This window comes from Rhizobium beringeri, from assembly GCF_004306515.1.
Taxonomy (GTDB): Bacteria; Pseudomonadota; Alphaproteobacteria; order Rhizobiales; family Rhizobiaceae; genus Rhizobium; species Rhizobium beringeri.
In genome coordinates, this window is the sequence record NZ_SILG01000003.1 from 1 (window position 1) to 21,527 (window position 21,527).

The window sequence follows — 21,527 nt, forward strand, 5'->3', positions numbered from 1 at the left end:
AATATGAAGACTGCAATCGACAAGGTCGGCCGTGGCAAGGAGCGCGACGTCAACGTCCGCTTCATGGCAATGGCCAGCCACTACGTGTTCGAGCCCGAGTTCTGCAATCCGGCCTCCGGCTGGGAGAAAGGACAGGTCGAGAAGAACGTTCAGGATGCGCGTCATCGCTTCTTCCAACCGGTCCCGCGCTTTCCATCACTGGAAGCCCTGAATGACTGGCTTGAGCAGCGTTGCAAGGAGTTCTGGGCACAGACCCCGCATGGTCAGATGCGTGGCACCATCGCCGACATCTGGGCAGAGGAAACACCAGCTTTGATGCCCGTTTCCAGGCCGTTCGACGGGTTTGTCGAATACACGAAGCGGGTCACGCCAACCTGCCTCGTGCATCTGGAGCGCAACCGCTACAGCGTTCCGGCATCCTTTGCCAATCGACCGGTGAGCCTTCGAGTCTACCCGGATCGTGTCGTCGTCGCGGCAGAAGGTCAGATCGTTTGCGAGCACCGTCGCGTCATCGATCGTTCCCATGATCGACCGGGGCAGACCATCTATGACTGGCGGCATTATCTGGCGGTGGTGCAGCGAAAGCCCGGCGCTCTTCGCAACGGCGCACCGTTCGCCGAGCTTCCAGACGCATTCCGGACCTTGCAACAATATCTGCTCAAGAAGCCAGGTGGCGACCGCGAGATGGTCGATATCCTGGCACTTGTTCTCCAGCACGACGAACAGGCAGTGCTCTCGGCCGTCGACATGGCGCTGAAGTCCGGCGTTCCGACCAAGACGCATGTGTTGAACCTGCTGCATCGCCTGGTCGACGGCAAATCCTTCACGCCGCCGACCCTCGACGCACCTCAGGCACTGACGCTCACCAATGAGCCCAAGGCCAATGTCGAACGATACGATACCTTGAGAAAGACGGAGGTTCGCCATGCGTCATAATCCGGCAAGCGGCGCGATCGTCATCATGCTACGGCAACTGAAGATGCACGGCATGGCCCACGCCGTCGGTGATCTGACCGAGCAGGGATCGCCGGCGTTTGAGGCTGCCATTCCGATCCTGTCCCAGCTTCTCAAGGCGGAGACTGCGGAACGAGAGGTCCGATCGACCGCATATCAGCTCAAAACCGCACGCTTCCCGGCTTACCGTGATCTGAACGGCTTCGACTTCGCCAGCAGCGAGATCAACGAGGCGCTCGTGCAACAGCTTCATCGCTGCGACTTCCTCGACGACGCCAACAACATCGTTCTGGTCGGCGGTCCCGGCACGGGCAAGACACACATTGCCACCGCGATCGGTGTCCAGGCCATCGAGCATCACCATAAACGGGTCCGGTTCTTCTCAACGGTCGAACTGGTCAACGCTCTCGAGCAAGAGAAGGCGCAGGGTCGGTCTGGGCAGATCGCTAATCGACTCGTCCATTCCGATCTCGTCATTCTCGACGAGCTGGGATACCTGCCGTTCAGCGCCTCAGGCGGTGCATTGCTCTTCCATCTGCTGAGCAAACTCTACGAGCGCACCAGCGTCATCATCACCACCAACCTGAGCTTCAGTGAATGGGCCAGCGTGTTCGGCGACGCCAAGATGACGACCGCGCTGCTCGACCGGCTTACCCACCACTGCCACATCCTGGAAACCGGAAACGACAGCTTCCGCTTCAAGAACAGCTCGGCGCATGAGCCCAAAACAACGAAGGAGAAACGAAGGAACTTGACCACCACGACCAACACAAACGATACCTAAAGGCGGGTCACTTCTCGGTGGAAACGCCGGGCAGCTCTCAGTGGAAATCAACAACCCGTGGCACGGATGGTACGCGGGCGGCCAACCTCCCAATTGATCATAGGGTATAGGTAATCTGTCGGAGCATCTTGCGTGCGATGGTGTTGCCAGTTCCATCCCCCTCCGCCACCGATCTCCAACAAAATCTATCCACCTGGAGCAGGTAGTATCCAAAATGCGCACTAAACTTTTCACTGCACAACTTGTCTGTTGTATGACGACACGACGACAAGCTAAGAATTGAGCGCAAAGATTGTAAAAAACCTATAATGCACAGCGAATTTTGGGCGGGAAAAGGGTGTCCGGATGCTACCGCATTGGTCGATAGTTGCCCTTGCTTTCTTCTACGCTTCGTATCCCGGATCTGCGGTTTCACAAAGCGCCTCGGTGAGCGAGGAGCTGGACTGCGTTAAGCCCAGTAACGAGCAGTATAATGAATTCCACCATGGGCTGAACCCGGAGCGGAAGTTCCGAATCGATGTGGGACCCTACCGCTTTGCTGTCCCGTGGAAATATCTTCAGCCGAGGCCTGCGAATTTTCAGGAAGGGTGCAAAATTCGCGCCGACTCGTTGGGCGTTCAGTTTTGGATACCCGACGGGAAGGCGCCAGAGCGCGATCTGTTCTTCAACGGCGAGTATAACCCTCCTGAGCCCCGGCGCCCTCACCCCACAGAAAATGAATGGGTGATCAAATTCGTCGACATTTCCCACTACTCGGTTGGGCCATCTGCTCGCGCAGATCCAGACTTGCAATTCAAGAATATCATGCGGCTGTTCGAGAAAGAGGCCTCCATCAAGCAAGACGGAGACCTGAAACTGATCGAATTCGACGATCCGTCGAAAACATCAAAGTACTGGTTTCAGGAAGACGACGAGAAAAGCTTGTTCTTTTGGTGCGGCCGTTCGGCTGTCTGCCAAGGCGTAATCGATTTAAAAGATAAGCATCTTGCGGGCCAGTTTTTGCTTACGCGACCATCCATAAGATTTCACGCAACGATCGTTTCTACCTTGCAAAATCTCTTACAGCAGTGGGAATTGGCAAATAAATAGCCATTAACAGTGGGGTGTTTCAAAATGACTACGCTTTCGCAAACCCAGATAGATACGTTGAATGCAATTACCGATGGGGGCACGGGTCACTACTGGGAAGGATATACATATCTAATTTCAATCCTCGAGTCGGACCCCGCCTCGAGCGACCTTCTTTACTGGCTCACGAAAGCCACAGAAATCAATTCGAATTCCTACGACAGCGAAGCAAACGCCTTCATACGAGGCGTCACGCGGAACGGCTTCCTTTTTAGCGGAGCTTCGAGTTTTGACATCCAAGGCAACTCCAACATTATAGGCGCTGCTGTCATCGGTGGAGTTCTCTCGGCTGGCGAGACGCCGACTGTCCAATCTCTGATCGAATTTGACGTTGCGACGGCGATTGGTGACGGCGGCCAGTCAATCGGTGGCTGGGGGGGAGCATTCTACTATTGGGATCTCGAACTTCAGTCCGGCCAGACAGTTGGGGAAACCATACTCGCTGACAAAGTTGAATATGACAAATTCATAGCGGCGAACGCGAAGGCCGCGGCCGATGTCATGACCAAGTTTGGCCTGACTTGGGAGCAGTTCGCGTCTGCACTGAATGCACAAGTGCCGTCGGACGTCCAGCTTGCGATTGTGACTCGCATTGCAGACGTCGCCGTTGGCGATGCGCCCAGTTTCGCTGGAGATCCCGAAAACATCGATGGCTACCATCCTGTCTATGGAGAGAATGACGTAGTCGTCGGCTGGACATATAACACCGCTGAGCAAATAGATATTCCAGTTACGGACTCCGACCTGATCGCGGAGCTCAACCTGCGCTACGGATACCGCGCGCGGTTGTCGGATGATCCGGCGTTCGCCTCAGCAAATCCAGATGCTGGATTGCATGTCACCGGCGGCCTGCAGGCAATGCGCAGCGACACGCATGTTTTGAACTCGGCAGCCGCCAACTCCCCAAGTTCATTCGTCGGCTCAAGTGTCGGCCAAGCAGCATTGGCCAACTTGTCGACTTGGTATGCCGAACGATTGGCGTTTACCGAGCTGTCGGGAACTGTAGTGGATGGCAGTTCCGTTGGTGTTCTCAAACTGCAGGAAGGGGCGTTCAACCCTCTGGAAGTCTCTTTTTCGGGCGACCTCGAAACAGCTATTGACCACGAGGGCAACAATTCGGCCGGGAAACCGACCACTCTGACGGACGCTCAGAAGCTGGAGCCAAGGTTGTTTGCGCTCGATGCGGTCTATGGAGCGCTCGCACCGACCACGAATCCTTCAGCCGACATGAAGGCAACGCTCGATGGTGCAATCGCAAAGGTGTGGGCGAGCGAGAGTGATCGAAGCCAGACAGCGGCTGAGAAGTTGCAGTACTACGCATTCGAAGCAAGCAATGGCGCTGCCGTAATCCTCAATGCCCACAGTTCTGACAGCTCTGCCCTCATCGGCGGAAATGGTGCCGACACCCTGAATGGCGGAATTGCTGACGACATTCTGATCGCACGTAACGGCAATGACGGTGTCAGTGGCGGGGAAGGTAGTGACATAATTTTCGCCGGCGACGGCGATGATATTCTCAGTGGCGGAAGCGGAAAGGACTATCTAGCGGGAGGAGAAGGCGCCGACATCATCGGCGGCTCCGAACTGGATGTTATCGACCTGAGCTACTACCACAGCACCTGGAACGATTACGATCGCGATGTTATTTCAGGCGGCGCCGGCGACGACATCATCTTCAGCGCCTCCGATACATGGGTTTTGCCTGAAGAATTTTTCGGCGACAGAGTCAAGGCAGCCATCGAAAGTGTGGACCTCGTGGATGGTTCGGATGACGGCTTCACCGCTCATTTTCAGATCGATAATAAGATGGGCGAAGGAGAGCTTGGGGGAACATTCACCCTGACGGCTAGTGCTTTGGCAAGCGCGTCGCTTGTTGACGGCCAGTATGATTTAGGCACGGTGACGCTAGATGTATGGGAAGGGGAAGATCCGGCCGACTATGCAGTCTGGGGGCAGGTCATTGACGACCCTACGATGGGCAAGACGCTCCTGATCATGACGTCCGATGGTTACAGGCACTGGGCCGTCCTCGGAGGCGTCTATAATGTGGAAAGCGTCTTGGCTGGGCTGGACGCTGCGTCCGTCACACATATCGGAACCGACGGAAACGACGAGCAATCCGGGGGCACCGGCTATGATGCGCACAATGGCGGTGCCGGCGATGATCTCTTCTTCGCAAGTGCTGGCGGCGATTTTTACGACGGCGGGGATGGCGTTGACACAGTTGATTTCTCCGCCACCAGTGCGTCACTGCAGATTTCGCTGACCGATGACGCAGATCTAGGCGGCGGCGTTTTCATTTCAGGCGGAACGGCGACAAGCGACGATGTGGGAGAGGCTTGGGTCTCCTCCGTCGAGAACATCATTGGCGGAGCCGGCGCTGACATTGTTGTCGGCGATCTAAACGACAACTCGATCGAAGGCCGCGGAGGAATTGATCGCCTCTATGGCAGAAGCGGCAACGACGTGCTTACAGGGGGTCTCGGTGATGACTACCTCGAGGGAGGAATCGGCAACGACACCTACAAGTTCAATTTCGGAGATGGCCACGATACCATCTACGACAAAGGAACGGCCTCAACCGATATCGATGTCTTAGCGCTCGGATCCGGCATTGCCGCCAGCGACATTACTGTTACGAAGGCGGCCAACGGCAGTGATCTGCTGCTGACGGTCGGCGGTGGTGGCGACACCATTGTCCTGAAAGGCCAGCTCACCAATAATGCAGGTGGTGTTGACCAGATTGCATTTGTTGACGGCACTACATGGGACAGAACCACCATTAAGAACCACATCGCGGCGTGAGATGATTTCGCAGAGTAGATACCTGGCGCTTGCGTGTCTGCATGAATGAACTCTTGCCCGCATCGGCGTCCGCACAGCCGCCAGTCCCGAACGTCGACTCGGGACTGGCATACCTTTGTGCCATTGCCAGCCACTTTCGGATTCTTGCCAACATCAATGGCCTGTATCCCATCGCCCCTTCGACGACCGCAGAAACTGGCAGCGAGACGTCCCCGCTGCCGGGCAGATGCCGATCGATCGCAACCACGCCAAACGGCAGCATGGCGGTTTGTTCCGATTGCCGGAGACGCTGTGTCAAACACATCGGCAGCGATGGAGTTAGTTCGACGGTCGAACCGATTGTGCAGCCCCGCTCCGACGCAGCTTTAGACTCCATCCTACTTTCCATCATCTCCTAGGCGAATTTGCATGACGAAATGGATTCAGGTTCTCGGTGCTGGCGTGGTTCTGCTTGCTGCTGTGCTGGCAGCGATCGTCATGAACAACTACCGGGAAGCTGAGAAGGTGACGCGGCAGTATGTTCCGCCAAAGGGCATTCAGATCGCTAAAGGTAGCGGTCCGCTCGGCTGCGATTTCTCCGGCATAGACAGCCCGATCATAACGGGTGTCATGCCGCGTGTAGGGGAACCAAGCGTAAAGCTTCAAGTGCCGAAGGCGTATTTGCCGGGTCCTTTCTATCCAAAGGATGGCACGCTGGCGGGCGATGGCACTTTGCTGTTGATGATGAAGGCGGACGGTTTTGATCCATATCCGGTTCGAGAACAGCGCCTGACGGAAGAAAAGGCCCGCCAACAATGGCTGATGGCGCTGATATGGCAATTCGGCCCGTTGGAAGGGATCGCACAATCGCGTGCGGAGTTTGATGCTGGCGCAAAGCCGGGCACGAAATTCGAAGAGGTTCCCCAAGCCAATGGCTTGATCAAATATGAATTCCTCCCGCGTCAGAACAAGCAGGTCTATATCGCCCGCGACTCCGCAAAAATCACCGATGTTGTTGAATGTGACGTCAATACCGGCAGTGGCTTAGACGTCTCCAGCCCCGGTTGTAAACACATGACGTCGGCTTCCGGCCTGGACGTCAGCATCAGCTATTACAGAACCCGGCTTGATGATTGGGGAACGATCAAAGAGCGGATGAGCAAGTTCCTTGCATGCATGATCATCGACTAATTTTTCTTTTGATTGAAGGGATTAATTATGGGCAAGCCTTTAACAGATCAAGATCTCGCACTTTTGGGCACCTATGCGGACGCTGGCGATCGCATCGCCTATTACACGCAACTGGTGGCATGGGGCTATAACTATGGTGCTCTGGCCATGGGGGTTGCAGACAATGACACATTGAGCGGCGCGACAGCCAACATTTTCTTTCTTAACTCAGCCTCGGATCTCGGCGTTACAATCAGCGACGATCAACTCGCTACAATCAGTATTCGGTTGATGCAAGCGGACTTCGCCGCCCGCACAACGGCTGCTCACGACCATCCTGGTCAGGATCTCACCTATGACGTCGTGCAGGGATATCATGCCGATGTATTCGCCGGCTTTAATGTCCCTGCTGACGCCTGGACACCCAATATCGCACTTACGTATCTGCAGACACCGGAACAAAAGCAGGCCCTGTGGGACGAGTTGCTAACCGCGTCGCCGGTCGGGTCCTTCGCGGCCGTCCTGCAATCGCTGTTTGGCGAAGGCGACCCGTTGGAGCAGTTCGCCAGCGATCCCGTCATCCAGAGCTATATCGCGAACCTGGAAATTGCGGGCGCCAGCGCGACCGTCTCCCCGTCAAACGAGTTCGGCGGGTACACGGTGCAGCTCGACAATGGTTGGACTGTGAAAGGCGGCGATCAAAATGGGAACGCCTTGAATGGAAGCACCGGCAATGATGTTCTCAATGGATTTGACGGTTCGGACACCCTGTTAGGTGGGACAGGTACAGATCGAATTTACGGCGGCGCGGGCGCTGATATTCTCAGCGGCGGTAATGATACCGGCAGCCCGGACGTCAATTACATGGATCTCACCTACTTTCATGGAAGTTGGAATGACGGCGCACGGGACATGCTGTCGGGTGGGCTCGATGACGACACCATTCTCAGCGCCTCCGAACTTTGGGTCTTGCCGGAAGAATTTTACGGCGATGCTCTGAAGGCCGCCATCAATGCCGTCGACTTTGTTGATGCTTCGGATAATACCTTCACGGCCTTCTTTCAGATCGACAACAAGCAAGGCGCGGGCCTGTTGGGTGGCACGTTCACCTTGACGGCGCGTGACCTATTAGGCGCCACACTTGTCGATGGCCAGTATGATTTGGGCACGGTGACGTTGGATGTCTGGGCGGGCGAAGCTCCATCCGACTATGCGGTCTGGGGACAGGTTATTGACGATCCGACGATGGGCAAGGCGCTCCTGATCATGACGTCCGATCGTTACAGGCACCAGGCCGTGCTCGGCGGCCTCTACAATATCGAGGGCATCCTCGCCGGGCTCGATACAGCGTCAGTCTGGCATATTGGGACCGATGGGGATGAGGTGCAATCCGGAGGATCAGGTTACGATCAATATGACGGCGGCGCCGGTGATGATCTCTTCTTCGCGAGTGCGGGCGGCGACTACTACGACGGTGGCAACGACAGCGATACAGTTGACTTCTCCGCCACCAGCGCGTCGCTGCAGATTTCCCTGACAGATGATACCGATCTTGGCGGCGGCGTTTTCATTTCAGGCGGAACGGCCACGAGCGACGATGTAGGACAAGCTTGGGTCGACTCTATCGAGAACGTCATCGGCGGATCTGGCAATGATATCATCGTCGGCGATTCGAATGCCAACATTATAGAAGGCAGTGGCGGCAATGACATCGTCTATGGCGGCCTCGGCAATGACACACTCGGCGGGGGACAGGGAGATAGCGATCAGGTCAATTACAACGGCGTTGCCTCCGACTACTCGCTTACCCGCAATGCTGATGGCTCGGTAACAGTTGTCAATGCGACGTATGGAACCGACACACTCCTCGACATCGAGCTTGTGAAGTTCTCGGGCGACAACACCGCACACTTGCTCACCGACCTCGCACCTCTACTTCCGCCGTCCGGACCAATTGCTATAGGCGGTACTGCTGGCGACGACACTTTGATCGGCACAGACGGCGACGACGCGATCTACGGCGGCGATGGCAACGACTCGATGTATGGTGGATTGGGCAACGACCTGATCGACGGACAAGGCGGCTACTACAACCAAGCCAACTATGATGGCTCCGCATCCGACTACACCTTCACTCGAAATGCCGACGGCTCCGTTACAGTCGCAAGTGCGATCTATGGAACAGACACACTTACCCATATCGATGGCGTCTACTTCATCGGTGAGAACGCGACCTACAGCCTCACCGATCTTGCGCCCGAGCTTCCGGGGACTGGCGGTACAAACGCCGTCAACGGCACCGCTGACGACGACTTCCTTGTGGGCACCGATGGCGACGACGCGATCTACGGCGGCGATGGCAACGATGCGATTTATGGCGGCTTGGGCAACGATCTGATCGACGGACAAGGCGGCTACTACAACCAGGTAAACTACGATGGTTCCGCGTCCGACTACAGCTTCATTCGTAGCGCAGACGGCACGGTTACCGTCGTAAGCGTCGCCTATGGCACGGATACACTCACGCATATCGATGGCGCCTACTTCATCGGTGAGAACGCGACCTATGGGCTGACTGATCTGGTCCCGGAGCTGAACAACATAGCTGGCACGACAGGCGGCGATACGATCGTCGGCACCAGCGGTGCCGATGCGATCTTTAGCAATGATGGCGATGACGTTCTAACCGGTGGACTTGGAAACGACTACCTCGAAGGCGGCGTCGGTAGGGACACCTACAAGTTCAATTTCGGAGATGGCAAGGACATCATTTTCGACAACGGAGCAGCAACTTCAGAGGCGGACGTTCTTGTATTCGGCGCCGGCATCAGCGCGAGCGACATCACGATCACGACGGCTGCCAATGGCAGCGATTTGTTGCTCACGGTCGGCGGCGGCAGCGACACTGTCCTGCTGAAGAACCAACTCACCAATGGTGCCGGCGGCGTCGACCAGATCGCGTTTGCCGATAACACGAACTGGGACCGCAGCGCGATTCATAATCACATTGCCGCGTAACCTGTTCCTTGAAATGGAAAGCCCAGTACTCGCGTATTTCCCTGAATGAAGTCGGGCGCGCACCAGCGCCGGCGTCCACACAGCCAGTCCCGAACGTCGATTCGGGGCTGGCATGCCTTTGCGCCATTGAAGCGGCAACTCGCCTTCGGTGATGTGCGCGCGGCAAAGCTTGCCGACTTGTGGGGGGCCGCGGACGGCACCCTAACGCCCCATAGCGCCGCTACCACGTCATTGGTGAGCCTCCGGACAAGGCGGTAAAAAATATTTTCGTAGAGGTAGTATACTCGGCTTGAGTTCTAAAAAAACAACCTTTAGGTTCACGAACACAAGTAGAAAACAATCGGTCTGCAACCATCAAAACTCGACTGAACCAAGTCAGCGTGAGAAGCAGAGGAAATGCACCGCATTTTGATAATCGAATGATTTCGATCCCGAATATGAAATCCGGGACGGGTATCTTTTCCGATCGTCGCCAGCCACTTTCGCCTTCCTGTCGAAGCCGTGCGCCGGTGGTAATCTCAGGACATCGAAAAAATACCTAATACTTGCTGAACGGCGAGCGGGTCACGCCCGCCAGGTGACGATTGGAAGCAAGGAAGGTTTCACCGTGAGCAGACTTCGCTTCGTTGCGCTCGCTTTGATCGCAGCTTTTATTTCCTTGAACGTAATTGGATTTTGTTACGGAAAATTTTCTTTTTTTACCAACAGACGACTTATCCAAATAGGAATTGACCGAGTTTTATCTGACGAGAGAGATACAATTCCCTCTAACATTACTACGGCGCAACAGTTCTTGGATACCTATAAGGATTGTTGCTCTACAAGTGCCGGCCTAAGCCCCATCGGATCGTTCTTACCTCTGATACTCGGAACCAGAGCTACTAGAGTCGACGTCAGCTATACATTTAGCAGAGACGGGACAACATACGTATCCGATACGGTACTCCACATGAATTGTTGCGGAACCGTCGGCGAGAGATGGCACGACACACAGAAAATGTAAATTGCTGAGATCCGGAGATCGATAATGACAAGTATAAAAGCAAGCGAACTCACTCTGACGGACATTATTAGCTACTATCTGTACGGCAAAGCTTCGCCTCCCGCGTCCTACGCCGATAGGCTTCGTCCGGACGCAACAGCCTCTCAGTATTATGGTGCGTCGCTGGAAATTGACGCAGTAGACTTTATGACTGTCGGCCCTGGTCGTTATGCCAACCTATCGCAGGTACCGTTGATACAGTTGCTGTTTAGTGGATCGGCCGGCTTGGTTGACTTTCGTAATGCGTTCTTCCCTCCTGGGACGACCAAAATGACTATTGGAGAGCTTCGAGCGGCAGGATTGGAAAAGTCCCAGATTGAGACTTCGCTCTCCCAGTATCAAATGGACAAAGACTCTCCGGATTATATTTACAGGGCTTACGCCTGGAGTTCCGAGGGTTTCATTTTAAATAATGACGCCGAAATTGATTTGACGGACATTAGTAATCCTAAGATCAATAATGTATATCTTCGCCCATATGACGACGACTTTGACTATATCAGCAGCGATCCAACGGTTCAGCTTAGCAACAGCGGATCAATGAAGATTGTTGATCCATTCGCTATCGGAAGAACAGTAGAATTCACGTTTACAGACGCTGAGAAAAACGCCATTCCACCAGTCAATTACGACATTGGTTCATATACCACTGACGTGGGCAGATGGAATACTCAAGCAAATGGTTCAGTTGTTGACGGCTATAACGTAGTATTCGACCAAGGGAATGAAATCATCAAGAACAGCGGCGTACTTGATTACGATCTTCCAGATGGTGGAAAAGTTATTTACGGAAATGACGGCGACAACGCGATACACACCAAGGCCGGATACTACTATGCGCTCGATCTTAAAGAATTGGGGCCCGGCAGGGACACCTGGTATCTTTACGAGGAGAACTATTCGTCCGGATTAAAGCTCTCCTCCATACCGGGCAGCCATGACGTGGTCGTCGTATCCGGCGGGGGCAACGACGATATCAAAACCGACGAGGGAAATGATCAAATTTATGCGGGAACCGGCAATGATAAAATCACGGCTGGGAACGGCAATGATTTCATTGACGGTGGTGATGGTGAAGACATCATCTATGCCGGCACCGATGCCACGACTGACGCTGGAAACGACACCATTTCAGCGGGATTGGGAAACGACATTGTCTTTACTGGGGGCGGTACCGACAAAATTTCGCTCGGCGCTGGCGATGACAGTGCGACCATCGCGGTGTCCAAAGACGGCAATGGCTTTTCGGTTGTTTACGGAGGGGCTGGCGTTGATACCATCGAGCTTTCAACCAGTTCCGGTGCCAACGGCTTAGTGTACCTTTTGGAAATCGAAGGTGTAAACGATCGCACATTCAATGATCTTGATGTGAACAAGATCAAATCCTTTGTTATGGCGCATTTGCCAGGAGGCGGCGAGCATGGGACCGACTATGACGGAATAGTCGTCGTCATAAACCCCTCCACTGAAGATAAAATGAAGTACAATGGCAAGCTGATCGGCGATCCGGAGTCGTTTGCCACATTGACGACGGTGAGGGACGGCGGCTCATCAGACCTCAATCCAAACACGCCCGGCGGTTCACTCGGTAACGACGAGAGGCGTGTGGATCCATCCAACCATTTGAAGATGGTGGGGGACGGTCAATCCTCAGATGGCATTGCAGCATTTTTCACCGATGCATGGAGTGTATCCCACATCGTTGAGAACCAATATGGGCTGCAATTGAACGACATTCGCTATGTACTGGATACGCAGTACGCCAATGAAGGTGACGACTATTATCTTCAGAACCTGCTTTATTTGCAGGGCATCCAATTTCAATCAATCACCCAGCAATGGACACAGAACAATTATGACGGTTCGACGGACGTCAGCCAGACGCAGACTTTCACGGGCGATTCCGGCGCGCTTTCCCTGGCTGGCTTCAACCTGAACGATTTCGGCGTAAGCTTCAGCCATCATGGTGACGTCAGCAGTGATTTAAAGGTCTCGAGCACTCTCTACAATGTTACCGAGTGGGAAAAGGCGACCGAAACATCGTCCCAAGGGATACCGGATATCACGGGTCAGAAGCCGAAGGAGCTTGGCGACGTCATCGAGACCAATGACTATCCGATGAGCGAAAACTACGGTCTCGTTTCAGACAGCATGCTGGGGGAAGATAGAAACCGCAGGAGCCATTCTTTTGCGGAGTTCGCCAGCGGTGTTCTTTTCGACGGCTTGCTGGGTGGGAGTCAATTTGCTGGAACTGGCCTCGACGATACTGTCACCTATAGCACTGCTACCTCCGGCGTTAGCTTGAACTTGGCAGCGGGTCTCGGAACAGGCGGGGACGCGTCGGGCGACATCCTTATCTCCATCGAGAACGTTGTGGGCTCGGGCTTTGCAGATAGTTTAACGGGTGGCGCAGGTTCGAATGTAATCGAGGGCGGAACGGGTGACGATGTTCTGTCAGGCCTATCCGGGGATGACACCTATGTTTACGCCACAGGTGATGGATCGGACGTCATCGACGAGACCGCCAGCGATAGCGGCACAAGTGACCAGCTTTATTTTTCCGACTTGACCGCTTCCGATATCGCCTTGCGACGACAGGGACAGGATCTGATCATCAATGTCCCAGCAGCCGGCGGAGGGACGGCGGAGATTGCCGTTACCGGCCAGTTTGACAGCATCCTCGGTCATGGGATTGAGGAGCTCGCGTTTGGCGACGGCGTGATATGGGACGCCGAGGATATCACACAACACACGGACCTCGGACCAACCGGACCAATTGTGATCGGCGGTACTGCTGGCGACGACACTTTGATCGGCACAGACGGCGACGACGCGATCTACGGCGGCGATGGCAACGATTCGATGTACGGTGGGTTGGGTAACGACCTGATCGACGGACAAGGCGGCTACTACAACCAGGCAAACTATGATGGCTCGGCGTCCGAATATACATTCACGCGGAATGCCGACGGCTCCGTTACAGTCGCAAGTGCGATCTATGGAACAGACACACTTACCCATATCGATGGCATCTATTTCATCGGTGAGAACGCAACCTACAGCCTGACCGATCTTGCGCCCGAGCTTCCGGGAACTGGCGGTGCAAATATAATCAACGGTACCCCTGACGACGACTTCCTTATGGGTACCGATGGCGACGACGCAATCTACGGCGGCGACGGCATGGATGCCATCTATGGTGGCCTTGGAAACGATCTGATCGACGGACAAGGCGGCTACTACAACCAGGTAAACTACGATGGCTCCGCGCCCGACTACACCTTCGCTCGTAACGCAGACGGCACGGTTACCGTCGAAAGCGTCGCCTATGGCACGGATACACTCACGCATATCGATGGCGTCTACTTCATCGGTGAGAATGCGACCTACAGCCTCACCGATCTTGCCCCCGAGCTGAATAATATAATTGGCACCACAAGTGGCGACACGATTGCCGGCACCGGCGCCGCCGATGCGATCTTTGGCAACGATGGCGATGACGTTGTGACCGGCGGCCTTGGAAACGACTACCTCGAAGGCGGTGTCGGAAACGACACCTACAAGTTCAATTTCGGGGACGGCAAGGACATCATTTTCGACAACGGAGCAGAAACGTCAGAGGCAGACATTCTTGTGTTTGGTACGGGGATTAGCGCGAGCGACATCACCGTCACTGCGGCTAGCAATGGCAGCGACCTGCTACTGACGGTCGGTGGCGGCGGCGACACAGTGCTGTTGAAGAACCAGCTCACCAACAGTGCCGGCGGTGTCGATCAGATCGCCTTTGCCGACAACACGAACTGGGACCGAAGCGCGATCAATAATCACATCGCCGCGTGACGTGGTCTTTAAAGATGGAAGATCCAGTGCTCGTGCATTTCCATGAATGAACTCGTGCCCGCACCGGCGTCCGCACACCCAGCCCCGAACGTCGATCCGGGGCTGGCCTGCCTTTGTGCGATCGCCAGCCATTTTCGAATTCTTGCCAATCCAGCATATCTGAAACGCGAACTGGCTCTCGGAGAACGGCCCGCTGCGTCAGAAGATCTCGTGCGGGCGGCGAAGCTTGCGGACATGAAGGCAAGGATCATTACCGACTTCGATGAGCGCCGGCTGCGCACGCTTCCCGTCCCGGCGGTCGTCCATCTCAAGAGCGGCGCCTTTGCGGTCCTTGCCGGACGTGACCCAGACGGCACCTTCCGCCTTGTCGACGTCGTTACCCGCGTTAGCCGCTCTCTCTCGTTCGTAGACTTTGTTAACGAGACGGAACGCGAGTTGATCCTCGTTCAGCGCCGGATGGGCGGAAAAGGGGTAGATCCGACGACCTTTGGCTTTCGCTGGTTCCTCCCATCGATCTGGCGCTACCGAAGACCCCTCGCCCATGTGCTTCTGGCATCGTTGTTCGTCCAGGTTTTCGCACTGGTGACACCTCTTTTCTACCAGGTCGTCATCGACAAGGTGCTCGTTCACAAAGGATATGAGACCCTGTTTGTGTTAACGGCCGGCCTTGCTATCATCGGCATATTCGACGTCCTGCTGCAGTTTTTGCGAACGTACGCGCTGAACCATACGACGAACCGGATCGATGTCGAATTAGGGCGGCGCCTTTTTCAGCATCTGTTCAATCTGCCGATGAGCTACTTCGAGACGAGGCCTGCAGGTCAAACAGTCGCAAGGGTCCGAGAATTGGAGACCATTCGCTCCTTTCTGACAGGCCAAGCCCTGTTCTCGGCTATCGATCTCGCCTTCACTCTCATCTTCATCGCCGTGCTCTTCCTTTATTCCTGGTTTCTGGCCCTCATCGTCATCGGCAGCATTCCTGTTTACGTCCTCATCAGTACTGTGGTGCGACCTCCCCTGCGTGAGAAGGTAAAGGAGAAGTTCAACCGTGGCGCTGAAAGCCAACAGTTTCTCGTCGAGGCGATTGTGGGCGCCCAGACGGTCAAGGCGTCTGCGGTCGAACCGATGCTTCGTTCACAATGGGAAGAGAAGCTGGCAGCCTATGTGCGTACCGCCTTCGAGTCGACCCTCCTTGCCTCCGCTGGACAGAACGCCATCCAGTATGTGAACAAGGCGACAACAGCGCTACTCCTGCTGTTCGGTGCCTCTGCCGTTATCAACGGAACACTGAGCGTCGGCCAGTTGATCGCCTTCAACATGATCTCCGGCCAGGTGGTGCAGCCGATTCTCCGGTTGTCGCAGCTCTGGCAGGACTTCCAGCAGGTCCAGGTGTCCGTCGAGCGGCTTGGCGACATCCTGAATGTTCCGCCCGAGCACGTGCCCACGACCAATCCCGGCCTTCCCCCTCCAAAGGGAGCGATCGAACTACGCTCCATCAGCTTCACTTATAAGCCCGGCGCGCCCACGGTTCTCAAGAACGTCTCCCTTGCCATCCGACCGGGCGAGGTCATCGGCATCGTTGGGGCTTCCGGCTCCGGCAAATCAACTGTGACAAAGCTTATTCAGCGGCTCTATACACCAAGCGAGGGTCAGGTCCTGGTCGACGGCATCGACATTGCTCAGGTGGATCCAGCGTGGCTCAGGTCCAATATCGGCGTCGTGTTACAGGAGAACCTGCTGTTCAACCGAACCATTCACGACAATATCGCCTTTGCCGACCCGTCGATGCCACGCGCAGCGGTCATGCGCGTTGCCAAGCTCTCCGGTGCCGACGAATTCATCAACCGGCTTCCACTCGGATACGATACGCAGATCGAGGAGCGGGGCGCCAATCTGTCAGGCGGCCAGCGCCAGCGGATTGCAATAGCGAGAGCGCTCGCAACCAATCCACCAATTCTGATCTTTGATGAGGCCACCAGCGCGCTCGACTATGAGAGCGAACGGGTGGTGCAGAACAACATGCGCCAAATCGTCAAGGGCCGGACCGTGATTCTGATCGCACATCGTCTGGCGACCGTACGTGGCTGCAATCGCATTGTTGGCATGGCCAACGGCCGTATCGTCGAGACTGGCACTCATGACGAGCTCCTTCGTAAGCCCGGCGGTCTTTATGCCCGACTGTGGGCTCTCCAGACCGATCAAGCGCAGGCTTAGCGATGGACAACATTACGACTCGTCTTCAACCTCGCGGCCCGCGAAAGCCTCTGCGCGCTCGCCGTAAGGATCAAGAATTCCTGCCGGCAGCACTGGAAATCTTAGAGATCCCACCGTCCCCGGTCGGCATCTATCTCTCGGCCCTCATCTGCGCTTTGGTCACCATTGCGCTCGCCTGGGCGTTCGTGGGCAGGATCGACATCATAGCCTCCGCTCAGGGCAAGATCCATCCAACAGGGCGGGTAAAGGTTGTGCAGTCACTGCAGACCGGCAAGGTGAAGTCCATGCCGGTCATCAACGGAATGAAGGTCTCGAAAGGCGAGGTCCTGCTCGCCCTCGACGACGGTGAGGTTCAGGCACAAGTCGCCGGTACCCAAGCCACGCTTGCCTCGTACCGAGCCGAGATGGAAAGGCGGCAGATTGCTGTTAATGCCGTCCGCGGCATAGATCCGGCCAACATTACATCAATCGAGGCTCCCGCTATCGCATGGGATGCGTTAATTCCGAGATCCATCCAGTTACGCGAAGACAGCGTATTAAGGGGCGATTTCAATCAGTTGCGCTCGGAGCTTTCCAGCATCGAGGCTCAGATATCCCAAAAGCTGGCAGCAGCAGAAAACCTCGTCGCGACGATGGCGGCGCAATCCGAGCTAATTGCCACCCTCCAGGATCGCTCCGATATTAGGCAGACTCTGGTCGCCACACAGGCCGGCTCGAAGAGTGACTGGCTTGATACGCTCGAAAAGGTGAAGACAGAGCAAGTGACGCTCACATCAGAACGCGGAGAACTTGCCGATACCAGAGCACAGCTCGAGGTTCTCCGCCGCGATTTCGTGAAAACTCGGGAAGCCTTTGTCGCCGACAATCTCCAAAAGTTTGCCGACGCCGCGAGACAGGCAGATGACCTGGAGCAGAAACTCAAGCAGGCCCAGACCGAACTCGACCAGACCGTGTTGAAAAGTCCGATCGAAGGGGTGATCCAGGACTCCTCCGTCACCACCATTGGTCAGGTCGTGACGTCAGGTGCGCAACTGATGCGGATCGTGCCCGCCGATCCCGCCCTCAGCATCGAGGCGTATCTTCCCAACGGTGATATCGGCTTCGTGCGCACCGGCCAGGCGGTGAGCGTCAAACTGGAAGCATTCCCGTTCACACGCTACGGCACTGTTCCTGGCGTCATCACCCATATCGCAAAGGATGCAATTCCTGAACCCGATGCACAGCAGATCGAGGCGGACCCCGCACGCACCACCGACGCCGGCATCAGCATCACCGGACAGGCAGACCGAACCCAGAACCTTGTCTTCCCAATCACCGTCGAGTTGGAGCGCAACACCATTGTCGCCGACGGGCAGACGATCAATTTGTCGCCTGGCATGGCTGTCACGGCCGAGATCAAAACAGGTAGGCGGCGCATTCTGGAATATGTGTTCTCGCCGATAGTCGAGGTCGCAGAGAGTGCAATGCATGAACGTTAGCGCCGAGGACATAGGATCGCGGCGGAAATGTCAGCGTTCTTCTCTGCATTGATTGCACCGAGAGAAAGTCGGAGTCGCCACTTGAACCGCCGCATGGGATCGCTGGCAAATGTCGTGCGGCGCGCCTCGTAGTTCGACCCGCGAGGCGTCATTCTGTCGGGACATCTTGGCCGGTCTTGATGTCGATTTCGACACCGCTCTCAACAACGATGTAAAGCGTCCGGATCATGTCGGCGGCACTGAGAATTGCGGCGGCCAACTCTGCACGGGTGACTTCCAGACTTGTTTGTGATTTCTCGCAAGGCGACAACTGCATCCTTCGGAGTTCCGCTGCTCGGAACCCCCGCCAGCTCACGCAGGTCAATTATGGCAACTATCGACCGACTTCGTTCGCTGCGCGAACTAATTCGGAAACGAAGTCTGTCGTGGCGCTCATGGCGGGAGTCCGTTTAGAGCAAGCTCGGCTGTGAGACCGGATCCCCGGACTTCGTCACGATGGCCGAGCCATATGGCTCCCTCGACGTCACCATGAGCTTGTCATTCGGAAGCGGACGGGCGAGTTCCTTGGCCTCCTCCCAGGGTGCACGCATCCAAACGTCGGTCTCTTTTTTGGTCAACAGCAGGACCGGCATCGCCTTGTCATGGATTGGCTTGACGAAGTCGTTCGCATCGGTCGTAAGGAATCCATACAGATCGTCTGTGGTGAGTCCGTCCTTGACCTTTCGCACGCTGGTCCACTGGGAAACCCAAATTCCAGCAAAGAACATCACCGACTTGCTTTCATCTCTCGCGAACCATGCGTTAGGCGTATTGCCCCCCTCTTTCTTGCTCGCCGGATCCGGCTCGGCAAAGCTGGTGACCGGGACAATGCAACGGTGTTCGACGCCGAACCAACGCTTCCAATGTGGGAGGTTGAGATTGCGGACGTTCGTCGTGCCTCTGTCCGGCTCCATTCGAAGCAGTGCGTCCATGTCTACCGGCAGGCCTTTGGCCCTCAGTTTCCCAGCGCGAATTTCAGCAGCTTTCTTGAGAGCGAATATTGGCGACGGAAGTCCCCACTTCACATGGGTCAACTGTTTCCGACCGTCCATCGTGTTCCGGACGATTGGTCCCATCTCGTTTGGATTAATTTGGTAGGCAGGCATCAGGTTGATCAGGCTCTCGGCGTCCAACGCCCATTTGCGAACCCAGTCCTTGTCTTCCATGCGATACAGATTGCAGATGTGGACGGCTCCTCCCTCGTCAGGGTTTGAGTATACGGACAACGCGATTGCTTGCAATCAGATGTCCGGCCTGTCGGTGCAGATAAATCTGCTGGCCAAGATGGTGTTCGCTACGCGCGTTCCAAACACATGGGCGACAATTTGCGTGCCAGTGCAATCTTCGGACTATCGCGGGTACCGACCAATCGGTCGCTCCATCTACTCGTTCCTGCAAGTTCGGTTACTGGGCCGTTCGCTCTGATGAGCTGGCCAGATTGTTCTGGCTACGCTGCCGCGGAGAGTTCAGGACCGCCCGGTCTATTATAGACTCCCCCGGAGATCATGAGCCGCCAAGCGATGCGGGCAAACTTATTCGCCAGCGCAACAGCCACCAATTTTGGCGGCTTACGCTCTAGCATTGCAGCCAGCCAACGTGAGGGCTTCGTTCGCCCTTTTCTGACATGTCTTAGTAATGCGGTCGCGCCGACAATCAGCGTTGATCGGATCGACGGATCGCCTGCCTTTGTTATGCCACCTAATCTCACCCGACCGCCGGTCGAGTGGTCCTTGGGCGTCAAGCCAAGCCAGGCAGCAAAATGGCGGCCAGAGGCGAAGTTCCCGGCCGGGGGCGCTTTGACGCTCAGCATCGTTGATCCGATAGGCCCTATGCCTGGGATGGTCGCAGGGATGACCTCTCTCCTGCATCGAAGCTAACCGATACTTGCCCGCCGTCAAGACGTTTGGCTTCGGCAAGCAGGGACGCTCCATGCCGGTAGGGCGACCCGAACTTCAGAAGTGCGGAACTAGGAAGCAACTGCCACCAGACTTCCAAGCCCTGCCGTTAACCGTCAGCCCCGTTCAGGCCACCTATCTGGCTGTAAACCTGCACAATCGCGAACAGGCGCCGGTCTTCGAAATGGGGATCGCGCTTATGTGAGACCAACTGCCAACACCGGCACCTGACTTGGCTGGCGAGTTGACAAGCGCGACAAACACCCAATATGGGTGTATTCACACCAATAATGGGTGCAACATGTCAGCGATCGACTTTATGCTTTCGGAACGGCAACAGAAAATGCTGGGTGCATTACTTCTTCATCCAGACCGGCAATACGGTTCCAACGAGCTTATTGCGATCGGCGGCCCCGGCTACGGTGGCGGCAAGAGGATCCTCGAAGAATTCGAGCGGTCGGCGATCGTCGTGAAGACGGCCCGTGGCAATCAGCGCCTCTATTCTGCGAACAGCCACCATCCAATCTATCCGGAGCTGCGCTCCATTTGCTTCAAGACATTCGGGATCGCGGAACTGATCGCCGAGCAACTTGCACCGTTTAAGGATCGCATCAGTTTGGCATTCGTGTTCGGCTCGATTGTCCAGGGAACCGAGCGGGCAGACAGCGATGTCGATCTTATGGTCGTTGCGAGCGTCGACGTCTTCGATCTTGGGGAGGCTATCGGGCGTATCCAGAAAGGTCTTGGAAGAGAGGTCGATCTTAACCTGCATACGGACGAGGAGTGGGAAGCCCTCCAGGGCGACCAGGTCATCGCGGCAATCTTGAAAAAGGAAAAGATCATGGTGATCGAGCGATGAACTGGAAGGACAATATCGACGGCCTTATTCCGGATCGGCGACCTTAAACTGCGGGATATATCGAGGAAGACGTCAGGCGACATATCGGAGATGCGGCTTCCTGCGAGACGCCAAGCTGACGACTTTTCCTCGTTCCTGTTGGAAAACGAAGGATTCCACACCCTCGGTATGGCGATCTTGAACAAGGTGGAGGTCCGCGCTGACAGTCGATTCCGCCATCAAGACGCGGGCGCAGGCGGTCCTCGAAAAAGACGTCCCGCACCTGATATCGCTCGTCGATAGCGAAGCCCCGAAGGCGCTGCCGGCGCTCGCCTGGCAGATC

12 protein-coding genes and 1 pseudogene are annotated in these 21,527 nt (G+C 55.8%); 10 read left to right on the plus strand and 3 right to left on the minus strand.

Features of this window, described 5'->3' with window-relative positions:
* The 9 genes from ELH03_RS27500 to ELH03_RS27545 form a co-directional block, all read left to right on the plus strand.
* The coding region (locus ELH03_RS27500) for a Mu transposase domain-containing protein (RefSeq protein WP_130766733.1) at positions 1 to 936 on the plus strand (936 nt) is incomplete at its 5' end.
* On the plus strand, positions 926 to 1,738 hold the full coding sequence (gene istB / locus ELH03_RS27505; protein WP_130660431.1) for an IS21-like element helper ATPase IstB: 813 nt from the start codon (positions 926 to 928) through the stop codon (positions 1,736 to 1,738). The genes ELH03_RS27500 and istB, both read left to right, overlap by 11 nt.
* Before the next feature lie 345 nt (positions 1,739 to 2,083).
* Positions 2,084 to 2,827 carry a hypothetical protein gene (locus tag ELH03_RS27510; RefSeq protein WP_130660612.1) on the plus strand — a complete coding sequence of 248 codons (744 nt, stop codon included), beginning with the start codon at positions 2,084 to 2,086 and terminating at the stop codon, positions 2,825 to 2,827.
* A gap of 24 nt (positions 2,828 to 2,851) precedes the next feature.
* On the plus strand, positions 2,852 to 5,671 hold the full coding sequence (locus ELH03_RS37565) for a calcium-binding protein (RefSeq protein WP_165420567.1): 2,820 nt from the start codon (positions 2,852 to 2,854) through the stop codon (positions 5,669 to 5,671).
* Positions 5,672 to 6,079: 408 nt separating this feature from the next.
* On the plus strand, positions 6,080 to 6,841 hold the full coding sequence (locus ELH03_RS27525; protein WP_130660613.1) for a hypothetical protein: 762 nt from the start codon (positions 6,080 to 6,082) through the stop codon (positions 6,839 to 6,841).
* A gap of 27 nt (positions 6,842 to 6,868) precedes the next feature.
* Positions 6,869 to 9,838: a calcium-binding protein gene (locus tag ELH03_RS27530; protein ID WP_130660614.1), complete on the plus strand. Its 2,970-nt coding sequence runs from the start codon at positions 6,869 to 6,871 to the stop codon at positions 9,836 to 9,838.
* A 1,027-nt stretch (positions 9,839 to 10,865) separates the two neighbouring features.
* On the plus strand, positions 10,866 to 14,720 hold the full coding sequence (locus tag ELH03_RS27535) for a calcium-binding protein (protein ID WP_130767650.1): 3,855 nt from the start codon (positions 10,866 to 10,868) through the stop codon (positions 14,718 to 14,720).
* A gap of 42 nt (positions 14,721 to 14,762) precedes the next feature.
* Entirely contained in the window at positions 14,763 to 16,934 is a 2,172-nt protein-coding gene (locus ELH03_RS27540; protein WP_130767651.1) for a peptidase domain-containing ABC transporter, read from the plus strand.
* A gap of 2 nt (positions 16,935 to 16,936) precedes the next feature.
* Positions 16,937 to 18,412: an HlyD family type I secretion periplasmic adaptor subunit gene (locus ELH03_RS27545; protein ID WP_130660617.1), complete on the plus strand. Its 1,476-nt coding sequence runs from the start codon at positions 16,937 to 16,939 to the stop codon at positions 18,410 to 18,412.
* Positions 18,413 to 18,560: 148 nt separating this feature from the next.
* Here ELH03_RS27545 and ELH03_RS37570 read toward each other — a convergent pair whose 3' ends face one another.
* From ELH03_RS37570 to ELH03_RS27555, 3 genes and pseudogenes are all read right to left on the minus strand, one after another.
* Complete coding sequence (locus ELH03_RS37570; RefSeq protein WP_165420568.1) at positions 18,561 to 18,728, minus strand: hypothetical protein; 168 nt, start codon at positions 18,726 to 18,728, stop codon at positions 18,561 to 18,563.
* Positions 18,729 to 18,861: 133 nt separating this feature from the next.
* Complete coding sequence (locus tag ELH03_RS27550) at positions 18,862 to 19,635, minus strand: SOS response-associated peptidase (RefSeq protein WP_130767655.1); 774 nt, start codon at positions 19,633 to 19,635, stop codon at positions 18,862 to 18,864.
* Positions 19,636 to 19,898: 263 nt separating this feature from the next.
* Positions 19,899 to 20,297: pseudogene (locus tag ELH03_RS27555) on the minus strand (transposase); the annotation flags it as partial.
* Between the two features lie 350 nt (positions 20,298 to 20,647).
* Here ELH03_RS27555 and ELH03_RS27560 point away from each other — a divergent pair.
* Entirely contained in the window at positions 20,648 to 21,205 is a 558-nt protein-coding gene (locus tag ELH03_RS27560) for a nucleotidyltransferase domain-containing protein (protein WP_130660633.1), read from the plus strand.
* Positions 21,206 to 21,527 lie beyond the last annotated feature (322 nt).